This window comes from Burkholderia sp. SIMBA_051 (assembly GCF_046534915.1).
In the GTDB taxonomy this organism is placed as follows: Bacteria; Pseudomonadota; Gammaproteobacteria; order Burkholderiales; family Burkholderiaceae; genus Burkholderia; species Burkholderia ambifaria.
This window is the reverse complement of sequence record NZ_JAWRXS010000008.1, coordinates 285,025-311,605: the sequence shown is the minus strand read 5'-3', so window position 1 is coordinate 311,605 and position 26,581 is coordinate 285,025. Positions and strand designations below refer to the sequence as shown.

Annotated in this window: 20 protein-coding genes; 15 read left to right on the top strand and 5 right to left on the bottom strand. The window is 68.1% G+C overall.

Translation table 11 applies throughout. The features are described 5' to 3' along the window. Nucleotides 1-187: 187 nt before the first annotated feature. The 11 genes from SB771_RS21670 (at nucleotide 188) to SB771_RS21620 (ending at nucleotide 13,659) form a co-directional block, all read left to right on the top strand. Nucleotides 188-1,048: a transporter substrate-binding domain-containing protein gene (locus tag SB771_RS21670; RefSeq protein ID WP_175662446.1), complete on the top strand. Its 861-nt coding sequence runs from the start codon at nucleotides 188-190 to the stop codon at nucleotides 1,046-1,048. Nucleotides 1,049-1,140: 92 nt separating this feature from the next. After that, nucleotides 1,141-1,863, top strand: coding sequence for an ABC transporter permease (locus SB771_RS21665; RefSeq protein WP_175662447.1), 723 nt, complete (start codon nucleotides 1,141-1,143; stop codon nucleotides 1,861-1,863). Between the two features lie 12 nt (nucleotides 1,864-1,875). Beyond that, nucleotides 1,876-2,622 (top strand): ABC transporter permease, encoded by a 747-nt coding sequence (locus tag SB771_RS21660; protein WP_175662448.1) that lies wholly within the window; start codon nucleotides 1,876-1,878, stop codon nucleotides 2,620-2,622. A 28-nt stretch (nucleotides 2,623-2,650) separates the two neighbouring features. Then, the gene (locus SB771_RS21655) at nucleotides 2,651-3,442 is read left to right on the top strand and encodes an ABC transporter ATP-binding protein (protein ID WP_011660730.1); all 792 of its coding nucleotides are present in this window, start codon (nucleotides 2,651-2,653) and stop codon (nucleotides 3,440-3,442) included. 7 nt (nucleotides 3,443-3,449) lie between these two features. Further along, nucleotides 3,450-4,943 (top strand): histidine ammonia-lyase, encoded by a 1,494-nt coding sequence (gene hutH / locus SB771_RS21650; RefSeq protein WP_175662449.1) that lies wholly within the window; start codon nucleotides 3,450-3,452, stop codon nucleotides 4,941-4,943. A gap of 61 nt (nucleotides 4,944-5,004) precedes the next feature. Then, on the top strand, nucleotides 5,005-5,760 hold the full coding sequence (hutC, locus tag SB771_RS21645) for a histidine utilization repressor (RefSeq protein ID WP_011660728.1): 756 nt from the start codon (nucleotides 5,005-5,007) through the stop codon (nucleotides 5,758-5,760). Between the two features lie 88 nt (nucleotides 5,761-5,848). Next, entirely contained in the window at nucleotides 5,849-9,304 is a 3,456-nt protein-coding gene (locus SB771_RS21640; RefSeq protein ID WP_175662450.1) for an adenylate/guanylate cyclase domain-containing protein, read from the top strand. 76 nt (nucleotides 9,305-9,380) lie between these two features. Then, entirely contained in the window at nucleotides 9,381-10,430 is a 1,050-nt protein-coding gene (locus SB771_RS21635; RefSeq protein ID WP_011660726.1) for a patatin-like phospholipase family protein, read from the top strand. A gap of 138 nt (nucleotides 10,431-10,568) precedes the next feature. Further along, nucleotides 10,569-11,108, top strand: a complete 540-nt coding sequence (locus SB771_RS21630) for a hypothetical protein (RefSeq protein WP_175662474.1) — start codon at nucleotides 10,569-10,571, stop codon at nucleotides 11,106-11,108. 149 nt (nucleotides 11,109-11,257) lie between these two features. Beyond that, nucleotides 11,258-12,187 carry a glyoxalase gene (locus SB771_RS21625; protein WP_175662451.1) on the top strand — a complete coding sequence of 310 codons (930 nt, stop codon included), beginning with the start codon at nucleotides 11,258-11,260 and terminating at the stop codon, nucleotides 12,185-12,187. Then, nucleotides 12,187-13,659: an alginate export family protein gene (locus SB771_RS21620; protein ID WP_175662452.1), complete on the top strand. Its 1,473-nt coding sequence runs from the start codon at nucleotides 12,187-12,189 to the stop codon at nucleotides 13,657-13,659. Before SB771_RS21625 ends, SB771_RS21620 begins: the two co-directional genes overlap by 1 nt. A gap of 18 nt (nucleotides 13,660-13,677) precedes the next feature. Here SB771_RS21620 and SB771_RS21615 read toward each other — a convergent pair whose 3' ends face one another. After that, nucleotides 13,678-14,583, bottom strand: coding sequence for a LysR family transcriptional regulator (locus SB771_RS21615; protein WP_175662453.1), 906 nt, complete (start codon nucleotides 14,581-14,583; stop codon nucleotides 13,678-13,680). Between the two features lie 242 nt (nucleotides 14,584-14,825). Here SB771_RS21615 and SB771_RS21610 point away from each other — a divergent pair, with 242 nt between their 5' ends. Further along, entirely contained in the window at nucleotides 14,826-15,767 is a 942-nt protein-coding gene (locus SB771_RS21610) for an MBL fold metallo-hydrolase (protein WP_175662475.1), read from the top strand. Nucleotides 15,768-15,875: 108 nt separating this feature from the next. Here the strand turns inward: SB771_RS21610 and SB771_RS21605 are convergent, their stop codons facing one another. Beyond that, nucleotides 15,876-16,784 (bottom strand): helix-turn-helix domain-containing protein, encoded by a 909-nt coding sequence (locus SB771_RS21605; protein ID WP_175662476.1) that lies wholly within the window; start codon nucleotides 16,782-16,784, stop codon nucleotides 15,876-15,878. A gap of 391 nt (nucleotides 16,785-17,175) precedes the next feature. Between SB771_RS21605 and SB771_RS21600 the strand changes: the two genes are divergently transcribed. The 3 genes from SB771_RS21600 to SB771_RS21590 all read left to right on the top strand — a co-directional run bounded on the left by SB771_RS21600 (nucleotide 17,176) and on the right by SB771_RS21590 (nucleotide 22,806). Further along, nucleotides 17,176-20,022: an ATP-binding protein gene (locus SB771_RS21600; protein WP_175662454.1), complete on the top strand. Its 2,847-nt coding sequence runs from the start codon at nucleotides 17,176-17,178 to the stop codon at nucleotides 20,020-20,022. Nucleotides 20,023-20,179: 157 nt separating this feature from the next. Further along, nucleotides 20,180-22,060, top strand: a complete 1,881-nt coding sequence (locus tag SB771_RS21595; RefSeq protein WP_175662455.1) for an amidohydrolase — start codon at nucleotides 20,180-20,182, stop codon at nucleotides 22,058-22,060. Between the two features lie 74 nt (nucleotides 22,061-22,134). Then, nucleotides 22,135-22,806, top strand: a complete 672-nt coding sequence (locus SB771_RS21590; RefSeq protein WP_175662456.1) for a phosphohydrolase — start codon at nucleotides 22,135-22,137, stop codon at nucleotides 22,804-22,806. A 64-nt stretch (nucleotides 22,807-22,870) separates the two neighbouring features. Here SB771_RS21590 and SB771_RS21585 read toward each other — a convergent pair whose 3' ends face one another. The 3 genes from SB771_RS21585 to SB771_RS21575 all read right to left on the bottom strand — a co-directional run bounded on the left by SB771_RS21585 (nucleotide 22,871) and on the right by SB771_RS21575 (nucleotide 26,525). Beyond that, the gene (locus tag SB771_RS21585) at nucleotides 22,871-23,983 is read right to left on the bottom strand and encodes an alkene reductase (protein ID WP_175662457.1); all 1,113 of its coding nucleotides are present in this window, start codon (nucleotides 23,981-23,983) and stop codon (nucleotides 22,871-22,873) included. A 166-nt stretch (nucleotides 23,984-24,149) separates the two neighbouring features. After that, on the bottom strand, nucleotides 24,150-25,367 hold the full coding sequence (locus SB771_RS21580; RefSeq protein WP_175662458.1) for an MFS transporter: 1,218 nt from the start codon (nucleotides 25,365-25,367) through the stop codon (nucleotides 24,150-24,152). 240 nt (nucleotides 25,368-25,607) lie between these two features. Next, nucleotides 25,608-26,525 (bottom strand): LysR family transcriptional regulator, encoded by a 918-nt coding sequence (locus tag SB771_RS21575; protein ID WP_175662459.1) that lies wholly within the window; start codon nucleotides 26,523-26,525, stop codon nucleotides 25,608-25,610. Between the last annotated feature and the right edge of the window lie 56 nt (nucleotides 26,526-26,581).

Sequence of the window (26,581 nt, the reverse complement as noted above, 5' to 3'; positions counted from 1 at the left end):
CGTGCCCGGATTCCCCTCGATGACGCACGTCAGAGCCCTGAAATTAGGGGATTTCCCGCGTTTACGCGGTTTTTTTTGATCGCTGCTTGTCTCGCTGTTTTTCTTCTTGCATGCTTGTATAGACAAATTCCTGAGGCGGCTTGCTGCACCGAAGGGATGGCGAACTTCAACGCAAGGAGAAACTCTCGTGAACGGCAAGCGCATCAAGTGGGCAATCAGGACGATCGGCGCCATCGCGGCCGCGGCGGCAACGCTCGCCGCACCGGTGCAGGCAAAGGAATGGAAGACGGTGACGGTCGCGCTCGAAGGCGGCTACGCACCGTGGAACCTCACGCTGCCGGGCGGCAAGCTCGGCGGTTTCGAACCGGAACTGCTCGCCAACGTGTGCGAGCGGATCAAGGTGCAATGCAACATGGTCGCGCAGGACTGGGACGGGATGATTCCCGGTCTGCAGGCCGGCAAGTTCGATGTCCTGATGGATGCGATCTCGATCACGCCGGAGCGCGAGAAGATCCTGCTGTTCTCGCGCCCGTATGCGGCCACGCCGGCGACCTTCGCCGTCACCGATACGAAGATCCTGCCGAAGGCCGCACCCGGCGCGCCGATGGTCAAGCTGACCGGCGACGCGAATGCCGACAAGCCGACCGTCGACGCGCTGCGCAAGCAGCTCAAGGGCAAGACGATCGGCATCCAGTCGGGCACCGTCTATACGAAGTTCATCAACGACAGCTTCAAGGACATCGCGTCGATCCGCGTGTACAAGACGTCGCCTGAGCGCGATCTCGACCTCGTCGCGGGCCGCATCGACGCGTCGTTCGACGACGTCACGTACTACGCGGCGAACAACACGAAGAAGGACAACGCGTCGATCGTGCTCGCGGGGCCGAAGCTCGGCGGCCCGATCTGGGGCCCGGGCGAAGGGCTCGCGTTCCGCAAGCAGGACGCCGACCTGAAGACGAAGTTCGACACGGCGATCGGCGCGGCGCTCGCGGACGGCACCGTGAAGAAACTCGCCGACAAGTGGTTCAAGACCGACGTCACGCCGTAAGCGCGTGTCCGGCCGCCGCCGCGTGAGCGGCTCGACCGACGCGCGGCGGCACGCATCCTGCGGATTCATTCAACACTTGCCGGGAGGCACGCATGGCGATTCTTGAAATGCTCGGCTTCGGTACCGAGGGCTGGGGCGGCGTGCTGTTGCTCGCCGCGCTGATGACGGTCGCGCTGACGCTCGCCGCGCTCGCGGTCGGCGCCGTGATCGGCGCGGCGATCGCGGCGGCCAAGCTGTCGCGCCACCGCAGCGCTCGCCTGCTCGGCGACCTGTACACGACGGTGTTTCGCGGCGTGCCCGAACTGCTCGTCATCTATCTGTTCTACTTCGGCGGCTCGACGCTCGTCACGACCATCGGCCAGTGGTTCGGCGCGGAAGGCTTCATCGGTGTGCCGCCGTTCGTGATCGGCGCACTCGCCGTCGGGATGATCTCGGGCGCCTATCAGGCCGAGGTGTATCGCGCAGCGGTGCTCGCGGTGTCGAAAGGCGAGCTCGAAGCGGCGCGCTCGATCGGCATGCCGCGCGCGATGGTGCTGCGCCGCATCCTGGTGCCGCAGGTGCTGCGTTTCGCGCTGCCCGGCATCGGCAACGTGTGGCAACTGAGCCTGAAGGATTCGGCGCTGATCTCGGTCACCGGCCTCGCGGAGTTGCTGCGCACGAGCCAGATCGCGGCGAGCTCGACGCATCAGTACTTCGTGTTCTTCGTCGCGGGCGGCGCGCTGTACCTGGTGATGACGGGCCTGTCGAACCGCGTGTTCAACCGGGCCGAAGCGATCGTCGGCCGCTCGTTCCGCCGCAATTTCGCGCGCAACTGACGGAGAGCACGCATGTCACTCGATTTCGATTTCCTCCTCGGCACGCTGGGCCAGCTGCTCGCGGCCGTGCCGACCACGCTGGGCCTGTTCTTCGCGTCGCTCGTGCTCGGCGGCCTGCTGTCGCTCGTGATCGTCACGATGCGCGTGTCGCCGCACTGGCTGCCGAACCGCTTCGCGCGCGCGTACATCCTCGTGTTTCGCGGCTCGCCGCTGCTGATCCAGATGTTCCTCGTGTATTACGGGCTCGGCCAGTTCGGCGTGATCCGCGAAAGCTTCGTCTGGCCGCTGCTGCGCGAGCCCTATGTGTGCGCGGTGCTGTCGCTCGCGCTGTGCACGGCGGGCTACACGGCCGAGATCCTGCGTGGCGGGCTGATGGCCGTGCCGGTCGGGCAGATCGAGGCCGGTTATTCGATCGGCCTGTCGGGCTTCGCGCTGCTGCGCCGCGTGATCGGCCCGATCGCATTGCGCCAGTGCCTGCCCGCGTATTCGACCGAAGCCGTGCTGCTGGTCAAGTCGACCGCGCTCGCGAGCCTCGTGACCGTGTGGGAGGTGACGGGCGTCGCGCAGCAGATCATCCAGCAGACCTACCGGACGACCGAGGTGTTCGTGTGCGCGGCGCTGATCTACCTGGGCCTGAACTTCATCGTCGTGCGCCTGCTCGGCGCGCTCGAATGGCGACTCTCCGGCCACCTGCGTGCGCCGAAGCCATCCGGTGCGTCCGCCGCGGCGGCACGCAATCCCCGGCGCGTTGCGTCCTGAGCATCCCCGTCCTTTCCCGGAGAATCCGATGAACACCGCTGCTCCCGTTGCGCTGTCGGTCAAGAACATCCACAAGTCGTTTGGCGATCATCACGTGCTGAAGGGTATCTCGCTCGACGCGCACGAAGGCGACGTCATCTCGATCCTCGGCGCGAGCGGCTCGGGCAAGAGCACTTTCCTGCGCTGCCTGAACCTGCTCGAAACGCCCGACGACGGCTCCGTCGCGCTTGCCGGCGAAGAACTGAAGATGAAGCGCGCACGCGACGGCAAGCTGCAGCCGGGCGACCGGCGGCAGGTCGATCGCATCCGCTCGCAGCTCGGGATGGTGTTCCAGAACTTCAACCTGTGGTCGCACATGACGGTGCTCGACAATCTCGTCGAAGGGCCGCTGCGCGTGCTCAAGCGCAGCCGCGCGGAAGCGGTCGAGGAAGCCGAGGCGCTGCTCGCGCGCGTCGGCCTCGCGGACAAGCGCGGCTACTATCCGGCGCACCTGTCGGGCGGCCAGCAGCAGCGCGTCGCGATCGCCCGGGCGCTCGCGATGCATCCGAAGGTGATGCTGTTCGACGAACCGACGTCGGCGCTCGACCCGGAGCTGGTCGGCGAAGTGCTGCGCGTGATGCGCTCGCTCGCGGAGGAAGGGCGCACCATGCTGGTCGTCACGCACGAGATGGGCTTCGCGCGGCACGTGTCGAATCGCGTGATGTTCCTGCATCAGGGCGAGGTCGATTCGGACGGGCCGCCCGACGCGCTGTTCGGCGGCCAATGTTCGGAACGCTTCCGCCAGTTCGTGTCGAGCCATCACGACCGCGCCGCGAATTGAGGACGTCATGACCGTATTCCGTTCTGCACGGCCGCTCGACTGGCGGCAGATTGCGGCCGTCGCGGCCGGCGAACCGCTGGCGTTGACCGACGATGCGCGCGGGCGGATCGCCGCGGCGCGCGATCTCGTCGACGAGATCGTCGCGCGCGGGATTCGCGCGTACGGCGTCAATACCGGCGTCGGCGCGCTGTGCGACGTGATCGTGTCGCCGGCCCAGCAGAGCACGCTGTCGCGCAACATCCTGATGAGCCACGCGGTCGGCGTCGGCATGCCGCTCGGCGCGCCCGAAACGCGCGCGATCATCGCGGCGGCGATCAACAACTTCGCGCATGGGCATTCCGGCGTGCGTGCCGAGGTCGTCGAACAGCTCGTCGCGCTGCTCGAACACGATTGCCTGCCCGAGGTGCCGGCGCACGGTTCGGTCGGCTACCTGACGCACATGGCGCACGTCGCGCTCGTCTGCATCGGGCAGGGTCATGCGCGCCATCGCGGCGAGCGCATACGCGGCGACGAGGCACTGCGCCGCATCGGTCGCGAACCGCTCGCGCTCGGTGCGAAAGAAGGGCTGAGCCTGGTCAACGGCACGCCGTGCGTGACGGGGCTCGCCGCGTTCGCGCTGGCGCGCGCGGAGCGGCTGCTCGACTGGGCCGACTGGATCGCGGCGGCGAGCTTCGAGAATCTCGGCGGACAGCTCGCCGCGTTCGACCCGGCGTCGCTCGCGCTGCGGATTTCGCCCGGCATCGGGCACGTCGGCGCGCGCCTGCGGGCGATGCTCGCCGACAGCCCGATGCTCGGCGCGGCGAGCGGCCGGCATACGCAGGATCCGCTCAGCCTGCGCACGATTCCGCACGTGCACGGCGCGGCGCGCGACGTGTTCGCGGTGACGGCGGAAGTCGTCGACCGCGAACTCGCGTCCGTCACCGACAATCCGATCGTCGCCGGTACGCGCGACGCACCGGTCGTTCATTCGCAGGCGCATGCGGTCGGCGCGGGCATCGCGCTTGCGATGGACAGCCTCGCGGCCGCGATGGCGCAGGTGGCGGCCATTGCCGAGCGGCGTCTGGACCGCCTCGTCAATCCGCTCGTGAGCGGGTTGCCGGCGTTTCTCGCGGCGCCCGGCGGCACGTGTTCGGGCTTCATGATCGCGCAGTACACGGCGGTCGCGCTGGTCGCGCAGAATCAGCGACTCGCGGCGCCGGCGAGCCTCGACGGCGGCATTACGTCGGGGCTGCAGGAAGATCATCTGTGCCACGCGACGCCTGCCGCGCTGAAGGCGCTCGACATCATCGAGAATACGACGCGCGTGCTCGCGATCGAGCTGCTGGCCGCCGCGCAGGCCTACGATTTGCAGGCGAGCGGCGCGGCGCGTGCCGCGTCGACCGACGCGCTGTGGCGACAGGTGCGCGAACGTGTGCCCGCGTATCACGACGACCGGCCGCTTGCCGACGACATCGCGATCGCGGCCGGGATCGTCGCGGGCGTGCCGCCGTCCGTGCTGTAGCGGTGCGAGGGTAACGGGCGATGGGCGGCGGGGCATCCAACCTTCAATCGGTCGAGGGCGCATGAACGAAACGGAACGATACACACCGGCGCGTCGGGCGGGCACGTCGGGCGACGACGTGCCCGCACGCGCGCTGCCGGCGTACCAGCAGATCAAGCGCTACGTCGTCGAGCGGATCGCGAAGGGCGACTGGAAGCCGGGCGGCGCGATTCCAACCGAGGCCGAGCTGGTCAAGGAGTTCGGCGTCGCACGGATGACGGTGTCGCGCGCGCTGCGCGAGCTGACCACCGAGCGCGTGCTGACGCGCATCCAGGGCGCCGGCACGTTCGTCGAGCGCCGGCATTACGAATCGACGGTGCTGGAGATCCGCAACATCGCGGACGAGATTGCGGAACGCGGTCATCGGCACAGCGCGCGCGTGTTGCTGCTCGAGCGCAGCGTCGAGCCGGAAGCGATCGAGGCGCTGGCGCTTCGCACGGGGCCCGTGTTTCATTCGCGCATCGTGCATTACGAGGAGGACGAGCCGATCCAGTTCGAGGATCGCTACGTGAACCCGGCCTTGTTTCCCGACTACCTGGAGCAGGATTTCACGCTCGAGACGCCGAATCACTACATGGTGCGGCTCGCGCCGATCCAGCGCGCGGAGTTCCGGATCTACGCGGAGAAGCCGAATGCGCAGGTGCGTCGGCATCTCGTCATGGAGATCGGCGAACCGTGCCTGCTATTGCGGCGTCGCACGTGGGTCGGCGAGCAGGTCGCCACGTCGGTGAGGCTGTGGCATCCGGCATCGCGGTTCCATCTGGCGGGGAAGATGTAGGGTTAACTGGTGCCGGTTGGCCCTGAATACCCGCGGAGAGTGGCGCATAATGTTTTGAGGTCGACCCTTGGCAGGAAGAGAGGGTTTTATGCGCTGCACACTATGCGGGTCCGAGAATCCTCCCGGTGCGAAGTTCTGCCAGGAATGTCAGGCCGTGCTGTCCCGCACGTGCCCGCAATGCGGACATGACGCCGATCCCGCGGCCCGCTTCTGCAGCAATTGCGGAGCGTCGCTCGAGACGACCGCTGCGGCGCCGCCGCCTTCCCGGCCATCACAGCCGGAGCCACCGCCAACCCCCGTTCATTACACGCCGGATCATCTTGCCGAGCGGATCCGTGCCGAACACGCGGCGATGGAAGCGCGCGGCGAGCCCGCCGGCGAGCGCAAGACCGTGACCGCGCTGTTTGCCGACATGGCGGGATCGACCGCGTTGATCCACGACCTCGATCCCGAAGTGGCGCATCGCCTGATCGTCCCTGTGGTCGAGCTGATGATGGAGGCGGTCCATTACTACGAAGGGTACGTAGCGAAATCGCTCGGCGACGGCATCCTCGCGCTGTTCGGCGCACCGATCGCCCACGAAGACCATGCGCAGCGCGCGCTCTTCGCCGCGTTGCGCATGCAGCAGGCGATGCGTCAGCATGGCGACCGCATTCGTCTGCAGGAAGGCATTCCTCTGCAGATTCGCGTCGGCGTTCACACGGGCGAGGTCGTCGTCCGGTCGATCCGCACCGACGACTTGCACACCGAGTACGATCCGCTCGGGCATACGATCCACATCGCGTCGCGGATCGAGGGCATCGCGGCGCCGACGTCGATTCTCGTCAGCGAATCGACCCACAAGCTGGCCGAGGGCTATTTCGAATTCAAGGCGCTGGGCGCGACGCAACTCAAGGGCATTCCCGCGCCGCTGTGCGTCTACGAGGTGCTCGGCCTGGGCGCGTTGCGCACGCGCCTGCAACTGGCGGCGCACCGCGGCCTCGCGCGGTTTGTCGGCCGCGAAACGGAAATGGAGCACCTGAACCGCGCGCTGGACACCATGCGGGCCGGGCACGGACGCGTGGTCGGCGTGGTGGGGGAAGCCGGCGTCGGCAAGTCGCGCCTGTTCCACGAGTTCAAGGAGCGTTCGCGGCGCGGCGCGCTGGTGCTGGAGACGTTCTCGGTATCGCACGGCAAGGCGTTTCCGAATCTGCCGCTCATCGAACTCCTGAAGAATTATTTCCAGATCACGACCCAGGACGACGAGCGGCGCTGCCGGGAAAAGGTCATCGGCAAGGCGCTTACGCTCGAGCGCAGTTTCGAGGACCTCGTGCCGTACGTCCTCTATCTGCTGGGCATCGGCGAAGGCAGCCCGGTGCTCGCCGAGATGGATCCGCAGATCCGGCGCGAGCGCACCTTCGACGCAATCAGGCAACTGCTCGTGCGCGAGAGCCGGAATCAGCCGCTCCATCTGCTGTTCGAGGATCTGCAATGGCTCGACCGCGAAACGGAAGCCTTCCTCACGTACCTGATCGACCACGTGCCGGACGCGCGCATCCTGCTGCTGGTGAACTACCGGCCCGAGTATCGGCCCGCGTGGGCCGGCGCGGCGCACTGGAGCACGCTGCGGCTCGAACCGCTGGGCCCGTCGGATGCGCAGGGGCTGCTCACGGCGCTGCTCGGCGAGGATCGCTCGCTCGTGCCGCTGAAGCAGCTCATTCTGGAGAAGACGGAGGGCAATCCGTTCTTCATGGAGGAAGTGGTCCAGACGCTCGTCGAGGAGAAGTCGCTGCTCGGCGAGGCCGGGCATTATCGGATCGATGAGACACCGGCGACGCTGCACATACCGACCACCGTGCAGGGCGTGCTGGCTGCGCGGATCGACCGGCTGCCGCTCGACGAAAAGGAACTGCTGCAGGCGCTCGCCGTGATCGGCCACGAGTTTCCGTTCAGCCTGATCCGGCGCATTTGCGGCGAGGCACCGGCACGGGACGACGAACTGCGGCGCCTGCTCGCGCATCTGGAAGCGGCGGAGTTCATCTACGAGCGTCCCGCCTTCCCCGAAGTCAATTATTCGTTCAAGCACGCGCTGACCCAGGAAGTGGCCGGGCGCTCGTTGCTCACGGAGCGGCGGACCACGCTGCACGAACGCACCGCGCAGGCGATCGAGATGCTGTTCCCGACGCGCATCGCCGATTACTGCAGCGAGCTTGCGCACCACTACAGCCAGAGCGGCAACATTCCGAAGGCGGTCGAATACCTGCATCGCGCGGCCCAGCAGGCGTTGCGCCATGCCGCCCATCACGATGCAATGAATCATCTCGGCGCGGCGCTGGCGTTGCTGAAGGGCTTGCCCGACACACCCGTGCGCGCGCATTGGGAACTGACGCTGCTGCTTTCGCTGGGGCCGGTCCTGATGGACGTGCGCGGGTATGGCGCGACCGAGGTGGGCGCAGTCTATACGCGTGCGCTCGAGCTGTGCGAGCGGACCGGCGAGGCATCGCCGCGCTTCGCGACGCAGCTGGGATTGCGGATGCATCACGTGGTGCGCGGCGAGTATGCGCTCGCGACCGAGCTGGGCAAGCAGATGCTCGAAACGGCCCGGGACGCGAACGATCCGGGCTTCCTCATCGAGGCACATAGCGCGCTGGGGTCGTGCTTCTTTCTGCAGGGCGAATTCGCTGCGGCTCGCACGCATCTGGAGCAGGCCCGGGCGATCTACGACCCGGAGCAGCATCAGGCGCACGTATTCGCGCACGGCGTGGATCCCGGCATCCGGGCGCTCAGTTTCCTCGTGCTGACCCTGTGGATTCAGGGGTATCCCGACCAGGCGCTCGACTGCAGCGTCGAGGCACTGGCGCTCGCGCGGAGCCTTTCTTACGGGCCTTCGCTCGCGTTCAGCCTGACCTACACCGCGCACTTGCACCAACTGCGGCGCGAGCCGCTGCTGGCCGCCGAGCGCGCGGACGCGGTCATCGCCGTATCGACCGAGCACGGGTTGCCGTACTGGCTCGCATGGGGAACGGTGCTGCGAGGCTGGGCGATGAGCGCGCAGGGAAACATCGCGGACGGCATCGCGCAGATGCGGCAGGGCCTCGACGCCCAGCGGGCAGCCGGCGGCGAGGACCAGCGTCCTTATTCGCTCGCGTTGCTCGCCGACAGTTACTGGCGCGCGGGCGACAAGCGCTCGGCACTGGGCATGCTCGAAGAGGCGAGGGCGATCGTCGAGCAATCCGGCGAGCATTGCTACGAGGCCGAGGTGTACCGGCTCACCGGAATCTATCTGGCGGACGGTGCGGGGAACGAAGGCGCGGCACCCGAACGCGACGACGAAGCCATCGATTGCCTTCACAAGGCGATCGCGCGGGCGCGCCAGCAGGGTGCCAGGGCGCTGGAATTGCGGGCGGCGTCCGACCTCGCCAAGCTGTTGCAACGACAGGGAAAGACCGTGGAGGCGACGCACGCGCTGTCCGAGGTGTACGCGTGGTTCACGGAAGGCTTCGACACGAGTGACCTGCGAGAGGCCAAAACGCTGCTGGATGCATTGGGCGCGCGCGCGGGATGAACAGGGCCGCGGCGCACGACGACGCATCGTGTGACCGCGTGCCGCGCGCGCCCCGCCGCTGCTTGAGGAGACGGGCATGACAATCACGCATACAAGACGTCACCGCGATGTCCCGCGCAAACCGGTCGCGCTGGCGTTGCAGGGCGGCGGGATGCACGGCGCCTTCACGTGGGGCGTGCTCGACCGGCTGATCGAAGACGGCAGGCTCGACATCGAGGGCGTCAGCGCCACCAGCGCCGGCGCGATGAACGCCACGGTACTCGCGTACGGACTGCTGCAGGGCGGCGAGGACGGTGCGCGTCAGGCGCTGCACGACTTCTGGGAGGCCGTCGCGAAATCGGCGGAGCACTACAACCCGCTGCGCTGGGCGCCGTGGCTGAAGGGCACGCACAGCTTCGGGCTCGATCATTCGCCGATTTATGCGTTCGCCGACATGATGCTGCGCATTTTCTCGCCCTATCAGTTCAATCCGAACAACCTGAATCCGCTGCGCGAGGTGCTCGAGCGCCGGGTCGACTTCGACGCGCTGCGCAAGCACTGTCCGATCCGGTTGTACCTGAGCGCCACCAACGTCGAGACCGGGAAGATCCGCATCTTCACGGGCGAGGATGTCAGCGCCGACGCAGTGCTTGCGTCGGCATGCGTGCCGACCCTGTTCCAGGCGGTGTCGATCGATGGCGAGTACTACTGGGATGGCGGCTACATGGGCAATCCGGCCATCTATCCGCTGATCTACAACTGCGCGACGCGCGACGTCGTGATCGTGCACATCAATCCGCTCGTGCGCCGCGGTGTACCGATCACGGCCGCGGAAATTCTCAACCGTATCAGCGAGATCAGTTTCAACTCGTCGCTGATGCGCGAAATGCGCGCCATCGCGTTCGTCACCGACCTGATCCGGGACGGCACGGTCAAGCGCGGCGACATGAAGGAAATGCTGATCCATTCGATTCGCGCGGACGATGCGCTGAGCGCATTGAGCGTCTCGAGCAAGTACAACGCGGACTGGGGATTCCTGAGCGAGCTGCGCGACCACGGGCGGCGCGAAGCGGACGCGTGGCTCGCGCATCATTACGGCAACATCGGCCAGCGGTCCAGCATCGACATTCGCAGGGAATTTTTCTGAGCGCATCGCGCTAATGTCGGCCTGGGGCGATCGTGCGCGGGCGCCCCGCGCCAAGGAGCGAACGTGAACCGGACGCAGGCGCGATTCGTTGCGTTGTGGTCATGCTGCGGCGGCGCACGTGCCGAGGATGTCTATCGCATGCTGGCGCGGTGCTATGCGGAGCCGGCGCGCCATTACCATACGCTGTTGCATGTACGGCGCTGCTTGCGCCATCTCGACCTCGCGCGCGGCGCGATTCCCGAACCGGAGGCGGTCGAACTCGCGCTCTGGTTCCATGACGTGATCTTCGTCCCTGGCGCGCAGGATAACGAGCAGCGTAGCGCCGACTGGTTCCGGCGCCAGGCGGATGGACGCATCCGCGCGTGCGACCTCGTCTGCGCGATGATTCGCGCGACCAACCACGCAGGCCTTGCCGCGGAACCGGATACCCGTTTCGTGTGCGACATCGATCTGGCCGTGCTCGGTGCGTCTCGCAGCCGGTTTCGCGAAGACGGGCGGCGCCTGCGCGCCGAGCGCCCGGATCTCGACGACCGCGCTTACGACCGTCTTGAACGTGCGATCCTGCGCGGGCTGCTCGAACGCCCGCGCATTTATCTGACCGATTTCTTCTACACGCGCTGCGAGGCGCGTGCGCGCGGCAATCTGAGCTGGCGGCTGGGTTTGCCGGTTCCGGCGTGACGGCGGGCGTTATCGAGGAGGTTGCGCAGCCCGCGCGGCCTATTCAGAACAATTCAGGATGCCGCCATGACATTCAGGCCCGCCTTCACTAGTCTGTTTCGAACCGCCACACGGGCAGCATGCCTGTCGGCAAGCTCAAGGAGAACTCGATGATTGCACTGAAGTTGCGACAGGTATTGCTGACGACGGCCGTATTCGGCGCCTTGCTGGCGAACGCGCCGGCCCACGCCGATACGACCCGTCTGGTCGAGTCCGCATCCGGGCGTGTACCGGCCGTCACGGTCGGCCCGCAGTACGACACCACGCACGTGTGCGTCGCGCCGGAAGATTTCGACCGCTTTACCGACAGCTTCGTCGCGACGTTCGGCGGCAAGAAGTCGAAGCAGGGTGTGTTCCAGGTCACGCCGACGCCGAGCCAGACGATGTCGCAGCTCGTGCTCACGCCGGTCGGCACGGTGTCGGTGTTCGGCTTCAAGACGCCGATTCCGTATCCGTTCTGCGAGGAACGCACCGGTTATCTCGTCACCGACATGGACGTCGCGGTGAAGTCGGCGCGCGCGCACGGCGCGGACGTGATCGTCGACACGTTCCCGGACCCGATCGGCCGCGATGCGATCATCCGCTGGCCGGGCGGTGTGAACATGCAACTGTACTGGCATACCGAAGCGCCGCATTACGATGCGCTGCAGACGGTGCCGGAAAACCGCGTGTACGTGTCGCCGGAAAGCGCGAACAAGCTGGTGCGCGATTTCGTCGCGTTCTCGCGCGGCAAGGTCGTGTCGGACGTGCGCCATGCGCCGGGCGTCGAGATCGGCCGGCCGAACGATACGTACCGCCGCATCCGCATCGAATCGGGCTTCGGCAAGATGACGGTGCTCGCGACGGATGGCCGCCTGCCTTACCCGTTCGGCCGCGAGATGACGGGCTACGAAGTGACCGATCTCGCCGCCACGCTGAAGCAGGCGCAGGCGGCCGGCGTGACCGTGCTGGTGCCGACATTTACGTCGGACGGCCGCGACGCGGCGCTCGTGCAGTTCCCCGGCGGCTATGTCGCCGAGATCCACGCGCGGTCGAAGTAATGGGACATCGGTCGACGCAACGTGCGTGGCGGGGCGTCCTGCCGACCGCCATGCTGGCGGCGGGCGCCGCGACGTACGCCGGTACGGCGGCCGGGGCCGACGCATCGTCGGACCCGGCCCCCGCCACGGCCGCGGCCCCCGCCGCCGGCACGTCGTGCACCGCGAAGCGGCCCACGGTGCTGTTCAATCGCTGGCAGGAAGACTGGTCGGTACTCGCGAATCCGTGCGTGCCGCGCAAGCCGCTCGACGCGTTGAAGTACATCCCGCTGGGCGGCGATCCGTCGACCTACCTGTCGCTCGGCGCGAACCTGCGCGAGCGCTTCGAGCTGAACAATGCGCCGCTGTTCGGGCTGGGCGCCGCGCATGACGACAATTACGTGATCCAGCGTGCGAACGTGCACGCGGATCTGCGCTATGCCGGGCATTTCCAGGCGTTCTTCCAGCTCGTCGATTCCCGGCCGTTCGGCAAGGATACGGTCGGGGTGGTCGATCGCGATCAGCTCGACATCGAACAGGCGTTCGTCGCGTATGTCGATCAGCTGGGCGGCGGCACCTTCAAGACGCGCATCGGCCGGCAGGAGATGGCATTCGACTTGCAGCGGTTCGTGTCGGTGCGCGACGGGCCGAACGTGCGTCAGGCGTTCGACGCGCTGTGGGCCAATTACGAAATCGGTAAATGGCGGCTGATCGGCTACGTGACGCGCCCGGTGCAATACCGCAACGACGCGGTGTTCGACGACGTGTCAAACCGGCACCTGAGATTCGACGGCGTGCGCGTCGAGCGCAGCGGCACCGGTCCGGGCGACCTGTCCGCGTACTGGTCGCGCTATACGCGCGACAATGCGCGCTATCTCGCCGGCGCCGGCACCGAACGGCGCGACGTGTTCGACATGCGCTACGCGGGCAAATCGGGGCAATTCGACTGGGACGCCGAGGCGATGCTCCAGACGGGGCACATCGGACCTGACACGATCGGCGCGTGGGCCTTCGGCACGCTCGCAGGCTACACGTTCAAAACGGCCGGCACGCCGCGCATCGGCATTCAATTCGACGGCGCATCGGGCGACAGGCATCCGGGCGACGGGCGCATGGGCACCTTCAACCCGCTGTTCCCGAACGGCTATTACTTCACGCTCGCCGGCTACACCGGCTACAGCAACCTGATTCACGTGAAGCCGTCGCTGACGTTCAAGCCGGCCAGCAACGTGACGGTCATGACCGCGGTCGGCTTCCAGTGGCGCGCGACGACGGCCGACGCGATCTACGGGCAAGGGATGTCGGCGGTGCCCGGCACGGCCGGCAAGGGCAGTGCGTGGACCGGCATGTATGCGCAGGCCCGCGTGGACTGGCTCGTCAATGCAAACGTCGCGCTTGCCGTCGAAGCCGTGCACTTCCAGGTCGCCGATTCGATTCGCGCGCTCGGCGCGCGCAATGCCGACTATGTCGGCATGGAGGCGAAGTTCGGCTGGTAACACCGCATGCCGTGCGATTCAGCACGGCGTGCGAGCCAGCGCCTCGACAAAATCGATGAACGCGGTGACGCGCTTCGAGCCGCGCTGATTCGGCAGGTAGAGCGCGGTGACGACCGAGCGTGCCGCGTCGGGCACGACGTCGTACTGTTCGAAGAGCCTGCGCAGGCGGCCCGCCCGGACGTCGGCATCGACCAGCCAGTCGGGCAGCAGCGCGATGCCGCCGCCATCGAGCGCGGCGGCGCGCAACACTTCGCTGTGGTTCGATTTCAGTCGCCCCGTGACGAGCACCTTCGTCGCGCCGTGCGCATCGACGAACGACCACGCTTGCTGATCGCCACCGAAGTGAAAGCGCAGGCATCCATGATCGACCAGCTCACCCGGCATCGATGGCGTGCCGTGCGCATCGAGATAGTCGGGGCTCGCCACGACATACCGCCGGAACGTGCCGAGCTGCCGCGCGACGACCTCCGCGGACGGCGCGGCTTCGCCGAGCCGGATCGCGACGTCGATCCGGCTGGTGACGAGATCGACGCGTGCGTCGGTGAGTTGCAGATCGAGATCGAGCCTGGGATAGCGTGCGAGGAATGCGCCGACGTGCGGTGCGATGCGGTGCATGCCGTATGCGACCGGCACGGACACCCGCAGCGGTCCGGACGGTTCGTCGCCGCGATCGGCGACGAGTGCATCGGCTTCCGCGAGCGCCTCGAGCAGCTGCTTCGCCCGTGCATAGTAGACGGCGCCGGCATCGGACAACGTGACCTGTCGCGTGGTGCGGTTCAGCAGCACGGTGCCGAGCGATGCCTCGAGCGCGTCCACCGCGCGCACCACCGACGAAGCGGCGAGATCGAGCCGGCGCCCTGCGCTGGAGAAGCCGCCGGCTTCCGCTACTTCAACGAACGCGCGCAGCGCGGAGAATTTGTCCATGTCGTCGTCGGGGTGCGTGTCGCTGTCGCGACGATGCGTTGCATGCCGTCCGCATTCTATCGCCGGCCGGCGGCCGTGGATCGCGCCGCATCCCGCGTTCAGAACGATTCATGCGGCGCGCAGGATTATTCCCGGTCCTGACCGTTAAGCTCGGTGTCACGGCATCACGTCCGTATGCAAACCTTGGATCGCACATGAAGAAGAACCTGAACTGGTGTACACGCGCGGCGCGCGCGGGCCGCATGCTGCTCGTCGTGGGGTGTCTCGGCATCGTCGCGTCGGCCGCGTTCGCGGACGAGCTGGGCGGCGGGCGCCAGCCGCCCGGATTCTATCGGCAGCAGCTCGGCAGCCTGCAGATCGTCGCGTTGTCGGATGGGACGCATCCGTTTCCGATCGACACGGTGTTTCGCGATGTGTCGAAGGAGGCCATCCGGCGCGATCTCGATCGCGAATTTCTCGAGCCGCCGGTTCAAGGGTCGATCAACGCGTTCCTGATCGACACCGGGTCGAAGCGGATCCTCGTCGACACCGGCGCCGGCGTGCTCTATGGCGACTGCTGCGGCAAGCTGCTCGCCAACCTGCGCGCGGCCGGCTACGAGCCCGGGCAGATCGACGAAGTGCTGCTCACGCATCTGCACAAGGATCATGTCGGCGGTCTGGTTTCGAACGGCAGGATGACCTTTCCGAATGCGACCGTCCGCGTGAACGAGATCGACGCGAAATACTGGCTCGATCCGGACGGCAAGGCCCAGGCGCCGGCGTTCCTCGCGTCGTTTTTCGATGCGGCGGCCGCATCCGTCGCGCCTTACGTCGCGGCCGGGCGCTTCAGCACGTTTCGCGGCGAAGCGACGCTCGCGCCCGGCATTCGCGCGGTGCCGATGCCAGGCCACACGCCGGGCCACACGGCCTATCTGATCGAGAGCGGCAACGCCGGGTTGCTCGCGTGGGGCGACATCGTGCACGTCGCGGCGATCCAGTTGCAGGACACCGGCGCCACTGTCCAGTACGACACCGATGCCGATGCGGCTCGCCGCACGCGGCGCGACACGCTCGCGCGCGTGGCGGGCAAGCGTTATCTGGTCGGTGCCGCGCACATCGCGTTTCCCGGGCTCGGGCATTTGCGGAAAGACGGCGAGCGGTACGACTGGGTGCCGGTGAACTACGACGAGACGCCGCTGAAATAGCGCCTGTTCACGCCAATCACGCAGATTTCGCCGTTGGAAAAAATCGTTCGTCGCGCCGGGCGTGGCCGGTGGCCGGCGCAAGCCCGTGCCCGGCGTGAACGGGGCAGCTCAGCGCGCCATGCCGCGCCGCCATGCGCCGGGCGGATGGCCGACGATGCGGGCGAACAGGCGGTTCAGATGGCTCTGGTCCGCGAAGCCGCAGGCGGCCGCGATTTCCGCGAGCGTCATGTCGGTCGTCTCGATCAGGTGCCGGGCGCGGACCACGCGCTGTTCGAGCAGCCATTGATGCGGTGTGCGTCCGGTCGCCCGCGAGAACGCGCGGATGAAATAGCCGCGCGACAGATCGCATTCGTTGGCGACTTCCTCGATCGACACGCCGAGGTCCGCCTTCTCCATCAGCAGCTCCTTGGCGAGCGCGACCTTGACCGGCGACAGCGTGCCCTTGCGCTCCAGATCGCGCGCCCGCGCATTGCCGTAACGGCAGGCCAGATGCGTGCCGATCGCGAGCCCCATCTGCTCGACGAACAACGCGTTCAGCGCGCCGGACCCGTCGAGGCTGTTGGCGACCGCTTGCGCGAGGTGGCCCAGCACCGCGTCCTGCACGTCGGGCGCGCAACTCAGGCCGCCGATTTCCAGGCCGTCGTGCTCGCGGCCGAGGTCGCCGAGATAGCGATGCGACAGCTCGACGAGGACGAAGTCGAACTTGCCGTAGAGGTCGGCGCGGAAATTCCGCGAAAAGTCGCGAATGTAGATGGAGTTGTGCTGAAACCGCCGCTCGGATTTGCCGGACCCGCGGTAGATCGTGCGCCGGTGGCCGGCGTTCAGCGATACGCCGATCAGGAAGCCGCGATCGCTGGCCGCCATCTCGATGCGCTCGAATTGTTCGTCGCGCATGCATTTGCGATGGAGCGTCAGGCCGCCCGCGGACCTTTCAATATCCTTGGACAGCAGGTTCGCGATGCAGCCGAGCGTGTCTTTCGGGGGTGCCGCGGGGGGCGCGGTGAGGGGATCTGCCATGGCGAAAATTCCTTCGGAGTCGGACGGCGGGCGAGCATCGTGGCGTCCGGTACATACAGCGGGCCCGATAGGCCGAAGATAACTTGAACAAATGTCCGCTGCTTGACGAAATGCTTGTCGCGGACGGTTTCGGGCGGTGCCGGGGCGCGACCAGCACGCGAACACGCTGGGGCGAATGATATCGCCGGATCCGCATTCCCGCCGGGCGGCGGCCGCCGGCGCGGCGCATCAGCGCATTTTCCTTCAAGATTTTTACGAAATCCGCGTATACACTCGGCCCGACATTTTCGAGACTTTGAACCCGCCCTGAACGGCAGGCCGGGTGCGGACTCCCGCCCCCGTGACCTGCTCCGTTCACATGGCGGTCATCGTGGGGAACCTGGAGGCGGCCATGATCCAGATCGGGGCTTTATCGGTGGATTTCGAGCAGCGGGACATTCGGCGTCACGGCGCGGCGCTGCGTATTGGCGCGCGCGCGCTCGACATACTTGAAGTACTGCATCGCGCCAACGGTTCCGTCGTGTCGAAGGACGACATCATGGATGCCGTCTGGCCCGGCCTGATCGTCGAGGAAAACCGGCTGCAGGTGCATGTCGCGGCGTTGCGCAAGGCGCTCGGCGCGAGCCGCGACCTGATCAAGACCGTCCCGGGCCGCGGCTACCTGCTGGTCGCGAATCCGCCGCTCCTGCACGCGGTGGCGCCGCACCCGGCTGCCGCGGCGCCAGGCGCCGAAGCCGTCCATCAGGCCCCGCTCGTCGGCCGCCGGGCCGAACTCGAGCAGATCGTCGACATGATCGACCGTGCGCCGGTCGTCACGCTCGTCGGCGCGGGCGGCATCGGCAAGACGAGTCTGGCCGACCGCGTCGCGCACACGTGGCGCGGCCGGGTCGGCGAGCGCGCGCTGTTCGTCGAACTGGCGCGAGCCACGACGCGCGACGACGTGCTGCTCGCGATTGCCGCGGAACTGGGGCTCGGTACGCATGGCGTGCCGGCCGTCGACCGGCTCGGCGACGCATTCGCCGTGTCGCGCAGCCTGCTCGTGCTCGACAACGCGGAGCACGTCGTCGATCTGGTGGCCGACCTCGTCGAGTCGCTGACGGCGCGCGCCGCGCCGCTGCGGGTGCTCGTGACGAGTCGCGAACCGCTTCATATCTCGGTCGAAACCGTGTTCCGCGTGAGTCCGCTGGCGGTGCCCGACGGCGCCGCAACGGTCGACGAAATCGCGCGCCATTCGGCGGTCGAGTTGTTTCTGGCGCGGGTTCGCGCGGCCACGCCCGAGTGCGTGATCGACGCGGCCGGTGTCCGGCTGATCGGCGATATCTGCCGGCGGCTCGACGGGCTTCCGCTCGCGATCGAACTCGCTGCCGCGCGCGTCGCGACGCTCGGGCTGGAGGTCGTCGCGTCGCGTCTCGACGACCGGCTGAACCTGCTCACCGGCGGCCTGCGCTCCGCGTTGCCGCGCCATCAGACGCTGCGCGCGACGTTCGACTGGAGCTACGTGCTGCTGGATGCGGCCGCGCGTGCGCTGTTTCGCCGGATGGCGTGCTTCGTCGGCCCGTTCACGTTCGATGCGGCGCGCGAAGTCGCAATGGATCCCGGCATGTCGCCCGCCGACATGATCGCCGTGCTCGGCGAGCTGATCGCGAAGTCGCTGGTGACCGTCGAATTCAACGGCGCGCAGGCACGCTACCGATTGACCGAATCGACGCGCGCGTATGCGCTCGAGAAGCTGCATAACGAGGGCGAGTTCGAACGCATCGCCGAGCGTCATGCGCGCCATGAACACGCGCAGGCGGAGGCCCGGCTGCCGGCTCCCGTGCAAGCCGAGCGCGAACCCGCGGCGGTCGAGCCGCCGGTGGCGGAAGCCGACGCGCTGGCGCTCGCATTGCGGGAGCCGGCGCGCATGCGCGACTGTTCGATCCCGGCGAGGCGCGCGCTCGACGCGATCGAGGCCGGCGCGCTCGGGGCCGTCGACGCGTCGAGCGAGATGCGGCTGCGCGCGGCCTATGCGTCGGCGCTGCTATATACGGACGGCGATACGCAGACGGCCGCCGCGATGTGGGAGCGCACGCTCGGCCTCGCCGGGCGGGTCGGCGACGACGCATTCGACGCCAGCGCGATGGTCGGGCTCTGGAACGCGACGCTGTCGCACGGCGACATTCACGAATCGCTGCGCTATGCGATGCGCTTCGAGCGGGCCGCCGAGCGGCGCGGCGACCGGCCGCAACGGCTGCTGGCGAACGCGATGGTCGCGACGTCGCTGCATTACTTCGGCGAGCATGCGCAGGCGCGCGAGCGGCTGGAGGCGGCCACGGCCGAGCTGGCCGTGGCTGGCGAACCGCCTTGCGCGGCAGCGGCGCTCGGCATCGACGTCGCGACGCTCGGCCGCACGGTGCTGGCGCGGCTCGTCTGGATGCAGGGCGACGTGGACCATGCGATGCGGCTCGCCGCGCAGGCGGTCGAATCCGCGCGCCGCAGCGGGTCGGCGCTGGCGTTGTGCGTCGTGCTCGGCGCGGCGGCCGTGCCGATCGCGTTGCGCCATGGCGATCACGACATCATCTCCGACTATCTCGCGACGCTGCGCTCGGCCGCCGAGGCGAACGGCTTCGATATCTGGCTCGACCATGCGGAATGTCTCGCGGGACAGTTCGACATGCAGGCCGGCCATCCCGGCGCCGGGCTGGCGCGGCTCGAACCCGCGCTGCGACGCATCGAGGCGAGCGGCTTCCGGCGCCTGCTCGCGCCGCTGGTGGTCGCGTATGCGGAAGGGCTCACGCGCACGGGCCGCGCGGCCGAGGCCCGCGTGAAGCTCGACGCGACGCTCGCGTGCTGCCGCGCGCAAGGCGAGCATCTGTTCGTGCCCGAGCTGCTGCGTGCCCGAGGTCTGGCGATGCTCGAACAGGCCCGCACCGCCGACGCGGAGCGCGCGATCGCCTGCGAAGCGGACGGGCACCGGCATCTGCTGATGGCGATCCATGCGGCGGACGGGCAGGGCGCGGCCATGTGGGCGCTGCGCGGCACGCTCGATCTCGCCGATCATCTGATCGAGCGCGGGCGTATCGGGCAGGCATCGTCGCTGGTGGCGAACCTGTCGGGGCATTTCGACCCGCAATCGCGCGCGGTCGACGTGCGGCGCCTGGCGCGGGTGCAGAGCTTCATCCGCTCGGAGACGGCGCGGCCGACCGGTCATGCGCACCTCCGCCACGAGACCCTCGATGCGATGCAATCGGCCGCGTGATGGCGCGCGTGGCACGCTCAGGACGCACCCGCGCAACGCGCCCGGCCGTCCGGTCGATCAATATTCAACGGAGGGTGGATGGTGCTTGTAACGTCAAACCGCCGGCATGCCGCGTGCGGCCGGTTGCCGGCCTGCGGCGCAAGCGGGGAGGCTGACGGTGCTTAAGGCGACGCAATCCGCGGAATCGGCGGATCTCATCGTATTCAACGGCAAGATCGCGACGCAGGACGACAGGCAGTCGTTCGTGACCGCGCTCGCGGTGAAGGACGGCCGGATTCTCGCGGCCGGCAGCGCAGCCGAGGTCATGCGCCATGCGCGCGGCGACACGCTTCATATCGACCTGAACGGCCGCACCGTGATCCCGGGGCTGAACGACTCGCACCTGCACGTGATCCGCGGCGGCCTGAATTTCAACCTGGAACTGCGCTGGGACGGCGTGTCGACGCTGGCCGAGGCGCTGCGCATGCTGCGTCGCCAGGTGCTGCGCACGCCCGCGCCGCAGTGGGTGCGCGTGGTCGGCGGCTGGACCGAATTCCAGTTCGCCGAAAAGCGCGGGCCGACGGTGGCCGAGCTCAACGCGATCGCGCCCGACACGCCGGTGTTCGTGATGCACCTGGGCGACAGCGCGCTCCTGAACGCGGCCGCGCTGCGCGCGATCGGCTATGGCCGCGACACGTGCGATCCGCCCGGCGGCGAGATCCAGCGCGACCGCGCCGGCCGACCGACCGGGATGCTGCTCGCGCGTCCGGACGTGGCCGTGCTGCATGCGGCGCTGGAGAAGGGCCCCAGGCTCGGCTTCGACGACCAGATGAATTCGATGCGGCACTTCATGCGCGAGCTGAACCGCCTCGGCGTGACCAGCGCGATCGACGCCGGCGGCGATTTTCAGGCCTATCCGGACGATTACGCCGCGCTCATGGCGCTCGCGAAGCGCGGCGAAATGACGGTGCGCATCGCGTACAGCCTGTTCGTCCAGCATGCGGGACGCGAAATCGACGACTGCGCGCGCTGGATGACGCTGGCCAAGCCCGGCGACGGCGACGCGTTCCTGCGGCTGAATGGCGTCGGCGAACTGCTGGTGTATTCCGCGGCCGATTTCGGCAATTTCCTCGAACCGCGCCCGGACCTGCCCGACGAGCTCGAGGCGGAACTGACCGCGGTCGTCCGGCTGCTGGTCAGCCAGCGCTGGCCGTTCAGGCTGCACGCGACGTACGACGAATCGATCGGCCGCTTCCTGAACGTGCTCGAAGCCGTGAATCGTGACGTCCCGTTCGACGGCCTGCGCTGGTTCTTCGATCATTGCGAGACGATTTCGGATGCGAACATCGCGCGCATCGCGGCGCTCGGCGGTGGCGTGACGGTGCAGCACCGGATGGCGTTTCAGGGCGAGTACTTCATTGCGCGCTACGGCGCGCAAGCCGCCACGCGCACGCCGCCGATCCGCGCGATGCTGGCGGCCGGGCTGCCGGTCGGCGCCGGCTCCGATGCGACGCGCATCGCGAGCTACAACCCGTTCGTGTCGCTGTACTGGATGGTGTCCGGGCGCACGGTCGGCGGCACGGTGCTCTATCCGGAGCGCAACCGGCTCAGCCGGATGGAGGCGCTGCGCCGCTATACGGTCGGCAGCGCGTGGTTCTCGAACGAAGACGATCGCAAGGGCGCGCTGTTGCCCGGCCGGTACGCCGATTTCGCGGTGCTGACCGACGACTACTTCACGATCGACGAGTCGCGCATCAAGCACCTGTCGTCGGTCCTGACGATCGTCGACGGCAAGGTCGTGCACGCGGACGACGAATTCGCGCCGCTGGCGCCGCCGCCGCTGCCGGTGAGCCCCGCGTGGTCGCCCGTGGCCGAGTTCGGCGGCATGGGCCGGTGGCGCCCGGTCGCGTCCGCGCAGCCGCGAGCCGCGGCCGACGGCGGCCGCGATGCCGGGTTCGCGCGTGACTACGGACGTCGTTTCGCGCAGCGCATGGATGCGGCCGCAACGGAACTCGCCGAGCCGTGCAGCGCGTTCGGTTGCCTCGGCGCCGCGTTTTAGGCGACGGGAGCCGGCGCGCGCGCCGCGAAGAACAAGCAATTTTTCGACCCCGGCACGGGGCAGAAGGAGACGACATGAATTCTGCGCACACGTGCGCATCGGCGAATGACGAAGTCGCCGGCGTTCGCATTCCGCGCACGCCGATCGCGATCGAGGCCGCCGAGGCCGCGCGCGCGTCGCTGCCGCGCGTGATCACCGACCACGCTTGCCGGGTATTCGTCCTCGCGTCGCTCGCCGCGCGCCGCGCCGGCGACACGTGCGATGCCGACGCGCTGTACGTGGCCGCCCTGTACGCGAACATGGGCCTGAGTGCCGCGTATTGCCGCTCGAGCGCGCGCTACGAGCTCGACAGCGCCGATGCCGCGCACGCATTCCTGTCGCGGCACCGCACGCCCCAGCCGATATGCGACGACGTATGGCGCGCGATCGCGCTGCATACGACGCCCGGCGTGGCCGCCCGCGTGTCGCCGCTGGCGCGCGCGCTGTCGAGCGCGGTATCGACGGACCTGATGGCCACCGACGCCGACGCGTATTCGGCCGACGAGCGCCGCGCGCTGCTCGCCGCTTATCCGCGCGGCGACGGGTTCGGCGACGCGTTCCTCGACGCGGTCGCCCACGGGGTCGCGCACCGGCCGGCATCGACGTTCGGCACCTGGAGCGCCGACGTGCTCGAGCGGGCCGATCCGGATTTTCACCGGCCGAATTTCTGCGGGCGCGTGCTGGGTGCGCATTGGAAGGATGCCTGACGGAACCTTTTCAAAGCGACGGGCCGCGTGGCCCGCCGGTCATGGCGCTGCCGTGTGACGCGGCTCAGGCGGTCGGCGCCGCCGCATCGTGCCGCGCATAGTCGACGTATCCCGCACGCTCGCCGCCGTACCAGCCGATCGACTTCGGCACGGCGAGCGGCGCATGCGTGGCGATGCGTTCGACGAGATCCGGGTTCGCGATGTACGCACGCGCGAACGCGATGAGATCGGCGTCGCCCGCATCGATCAGCGCATTCGCGGCGTCCGGCGTGATGCCGCCGTTGACGATCAGCGTGCCGCCGAAGGTCTTGCGCGTGTGCTCGATGATGCGCGGCAGGTCGGGCTCGCCGCTCCAGCCGTTGGTATCGGCCGCGTGCAGGTAGGCGACGCCCGCTTCGTCGAGCATGCGGCCGACGTATGCGTACGTCGCATCCGGATCCGCGTCCCGCACGTTGTTGTATTGCGCGTACGGCGAGATGCGCACGCCGACGCGGCTGAGCGGCATCACGCCGCCGATCGCGTCGACGATCTCCTCGAGAAAGCGCGCGCGGTTCGCGACCGAGCCGCCGTAGCGGTCGTCGCGGCGGTTCAGCGTCGACGACAGGAACTGGTGCGGCAGGTAGCCGTTGGCCGCGTGGATCTCGACGCCGTCGAAGCCGGCCGCCATCGCGCGGGCGGCCGCGCGGCCGAAGTCATCGACCGTTGCGGCGACTTCGTCCGTCGTCATCGCGCGCGACGGCGTCGCATGAATCTTCGTGTAATAGCCGTTCTGCAACCGGGCCCACACCTGCAATTGCTCGAGATCGTCGTTGACGCCGGACGGCGACAGCGGCGCGTCGCCGCCGAGCAGCGTCAGCGAGCTGACGCGACCGCCGTGCCACAACTGCGCGAAGATGCGGCCGCCGTTCGCATGGACTGCGTCTGTGACCTGCTTCCAGCCGGCCGCCTGCTCGTCGGTGACGAGCCCGGGCGTCAGTTCGAACGCGGCGGACGTATGGCTGACGTTGGTCGCCTCGGTGACGATCAGGCCGGCGGACGCGCGCTGCGCGTAATACTCGGCCATGAGCGCGGTCGGCTGGCCGCGCGAGGGTGCGCGCGAGCGCGTCATCGGCCCCATCACGACTCGGTTGGGCAGCGGCAGGCCGCGCAGATCGTAGGTGCTGAGCAGGGAAGACATGGTGGACTCCTTGTGCGTTGAGCAGGGGCGTCGCACATCGCACCGCCGCAAGCGGTGGGACGGCGAAACAGCGGCCCCGGTGGAAAGTCGGAGTGACATGCCGGCGGCGTTCCGGCGCGCACGTGCCGGTCGGCATGCGTGCGCGCGACCCGCGGCCGGCGCCGGTTCAGGTGCGTGCGTGGCGTTGCGCGTACGGCCGGCCGATCGCGAGGTAGTGCGCGAGCGCGACGATCGGGAAGGCGCCGGCGACCGCGGCGACGAGCGGCCAGCCGCCGTGCTCGTACAGCGGGCTCGCGAGCGCGGAGCCGATGGCGCCGCCGACGAAGATGCTGGTCATGTACAGCGCGTTCAGACGGTTGCGGCTCGTCGCATCCAGCGCATAGATCTCGCGCTGGCCGAGCACCATGTTCATCTGCACCGCGAAATCGAGCACGATGCCCGTGACGACGAGGCCGTACAGGCCGACGCCGTGAAGCAGCGCGACCGCATACGACAGTGCGCCGGCGACCAGCGCGATCAGCGTCGCCCGCACGGTATGGCCGGCATCCGCGAGGCGGCCGGCGACCGGCGCCGACGTCGCGCCGATCGCGCCGACGAGCGCGAACAGGCCGATGGCGGATTGCGACAACCCGTAGTGCCGCGTCAGCTCGACCGGCACGGCAGTCCAGAACAGGCTGAACGACGCGAACATCAGGCCCTGGTAGAACGCGCGATGGCGCAGCACCGGCATCGTGCGCACCAGATGCAGCAGCGAGCCGATCAGGTCGAAATAGGTCGCGCGATGATCGGGCTGGCGCGACGGAATCGTCAGCGCGAGCACGACCGTCACGAGCGTCATCACCCCCGCGGCGGCGGCGAACACGAAGCGCCAGCCGAACGCGTCGGCCACCACGCTCGACAGCGGGCGCGCGAGCAGGATGCCGAGCAGCAGCCCGCTCATGATCGTGCCGACCACCCGGCCGCGCGAATGATCCGGCGCGAGGTGCGCGGCGAGCGGGACGAGGATCTGGACGGCGACCGAGCTGAAGCCGATCAGCAGCGAAATCGCGAGGAACAGGCCGGGCGTCCGCGTGACCGCGGCCGCGGCGAGGCTCGCGATCGAGATCACGGCCGTGACGATCATCAGCTTGCGGTTCTCGAGCAGGTCGCCGAGCGGCACGATGAAGAACAGGCCGAGCGCGTAGCCGATCTGCGTCAGCGACACGATGAGGCTCGCCATCCCGCCGGACATGTGCAGCCCCGGCGCGATGAGCTCGGTGATCGGTTGTGCGTAGTACAGGTTCGCGACGATCGCGCCGCAACTGAACGCGAACAGCAGGATGAGGCCCTGCGTGAGCCTGGGCGCCTGCCCGGGGGCCGCGAGGGCGGGGGATTCCATTGACATGGTCGACTCCTTGAACGAGATGTCGGACGCCCGTTTGCCGGGCGGCGCAGTGCAATTTCGCAAGCGGCGAGCGATGCACGCCGCATTGCCGTCAAGACTATTGATCGAGCGATGACAACGGAATACGTCCGTCGCGCAATCGAGCATTGCGTGCCGCGCAAAGGCGCGCAGCGCTCGCGGTGTCAGGGGCGTGAAAACGGTCGGGACGCGGGGTCCGGGCAGGGCCGACGGTGGCGGCGTTCAGCCGCGCTGGCCCTGCAGCGTCGGAATCTGCGCGAACAGGCTCGTGAGCCAGTCGACGAAGATCTTGAGCTTGACGGGCGTATGCCGATTCGGCGGATACAGGATCGAGATCGGCCGCGGCGGCGCGTTGAAATCGGTCAGCACCTCGCGCAGCCGTCCCGATTTCAGATACGGTTCGACCAGGTACAGCGAGGTCTTGATCAGGCCGATGCCCGCGACGCCGCATTCGATGTAGGTATCGGCGTCGTTCACCGCGACCGTGCCGCACATCTGCACGATCCGCGTTTCGCCGTCGACGACGTAGTCCCACGGCCGCGGGCGGCCGGTATCGGCCGAGATGTGGCTGATCGCGACGTGCTGCGCGAGTTCGTCGACCGTTTCGGGCGCGCCGCATCGGTCGAGATACGCGGGGGCCGCGCACGTGCAGGTGGTCAGGCTGCCGATCCGTTTGGCGATCATCCCCGAGTCGTCGAGCGCGCCGATGCGCACCACGCAATCGACGCCTTCGCCGACAAGGTCGATCTGGCGATCGGTCACGCCGAGTTCGATCGAGATGTTCGGATGGGCGGCGAGAAACTCGGGCAGCGCGGGCACCATGATCTGCTTGGCCATCGCGGGCGGCAGGTTCACTTTGAGGCGGCCGCGCGGCACGTTGCGCGCCTGCGATACCGCGGCTTCCATGTCGTCGATTTCGCGCAGCACCCCGACGCAGCGCTCGTAGTACGCCTGCCCGTCCTCGGTCAGCGAGATGCGGCGCGTCGTGCGGTTCAAGAGCCGGCAACCGAGGTGCTGTTCGAGCGTGCTCAGCAGCGCGGACACGCGCGGTGTCGTCAGCCCGGTCGTGTCCGACGCGCGCGTGAAACTGCCCGTTTCGACGATGCGCGTAAACACGCGCATCGAAAGCAAGGTATCCATCGTTCAATCTCCAGCCTGTCGGTTGTCGGCGCCGGTTCGTGCCGGCGCGATCGGTT

Bases quoted from the DNA above. Each gene is read 5' to 3' on its own strand.
- SB771_RS21665 (WP_175662447.1), top strand. From the start codon at position 1,141: ATGGCGATTCTTGAAATGCTCGGCTTCGGTACCGAGGGCTGGGGCGGC.
- SB771_RS21660 (WP_175662448.1), top strand. From the start codon at position 1,876: ATGTCACTCGATTTCGATTTCCTCCTCGGCACGCTGGGCCAGCTGCTC.
- SB771_RS21655 (WP_011660730.1), top strand. From the start codon at position 2,651: ATGAACACCGCTGCTCCCGTTGCGCTGTCGGTCAAGAACATCCACAAG.
- hutH (WP_175662449.1), top strand. From the start codon at position 3,450: ATGACCGTATTCCGTTCTGCACGGCCGCTCGACTGGCGGCAGATTGCG.
- hutC (WP_011660728.1), top strand. From the start codon at position 5,005: ATGAACGAAACGGAACGATACACACCGGCGCGTCGGGCGGGCACGTCG.
- SB771_RS21640 (WP_175662450.1), top strand. From the start codon at position 5,849: ATGCGCTGCACACTATGCGGGTCCGAGAATCCTCCCGGTGCGAAGTTC.
- SB771_RS21635 (WP_011660726.1), top strand. From the start codon at position 9,381: ATGACAATCACGCATACAAGACGTCACCGCGATGTCCCGCGCAAACCG.
- SB771_RS21630 (WP_175662474.1), top strand. From the start codon at position 10,569: ATGCTGGCGCGGTGCTATGCGGAGCCGGCGCGCCATTACCATACGCTG.
- SB771_RS21625 (WP_175662451.1), top strand. From the start codon at position 11,258: ATGATTGCACTGAAGTTGCGACAGGTATTGCTGACGACGGCCGTATTC.
- SB771_RS21620 (WP_175662452.1), top strand. From the start codon at position 12,187: ATGGGACATCGGTCGACGCAACGTGCGTGGCGGGGCGTCCTGCCGACC.
- SB771_RS21615 (WP_175662453.1), bottom strand. From the start codon at position 14,583: ATGGACAAATTCTCCGCGCTGCGCGCGTTCGTTGAAGTAGCGGAAGCC.
- SB771_RS21610 (WP_175662475.1), top strand. From the start codon at position 14,826: ATGCTGCTCGTCGTGGGGTGTCTCGGCATCGTCGCGTCGGCCGCGTTC.
- SB771_RS21605 (WP_175662476.1), bottom strand. From the start codon at position 16,784: ATGGCAGATCCCCTCACCGCGCCCCCCGCGGCACCCCCGAAAGACACG.
- SB771_RS21600 (WP_175662454.1), top strand. From the start codon at position 17,176: ATGATCCAGATCGGGGCTTTATCGGTGGATTTCGAGCAGCGGGACATT.
- SB771_RS21590 (WP_175662456.1), top strand. From the start codon at position 22,135: ATGAATTCTGCGCACACGTGCGCATCGGCGAATGACGAAGTCGCCGGC.
- SB771_RS21585 (WP_175662457.1), bottom strand. From the start codon at position 23,983: ATGTCTTCCCTGCTCAGCACCTACGATCTGCGCGGCCTGCCGCTGCCC.
- SB771_RS21580 (WP_175662458.1), bottom strand. From the start codon at position 25,367: ATGTCAATGGAATCCCCCGCCCTCGCGGCCCCCGGGCAGGCGCCCAGG.
- SB771_RS21575 (WP_175662459.1), bottom strand. From the start codon at position 26,525: ATGGATACCTTGCTTTCGATGCGCGTGTTTACGCGCATCGTCGAAACG.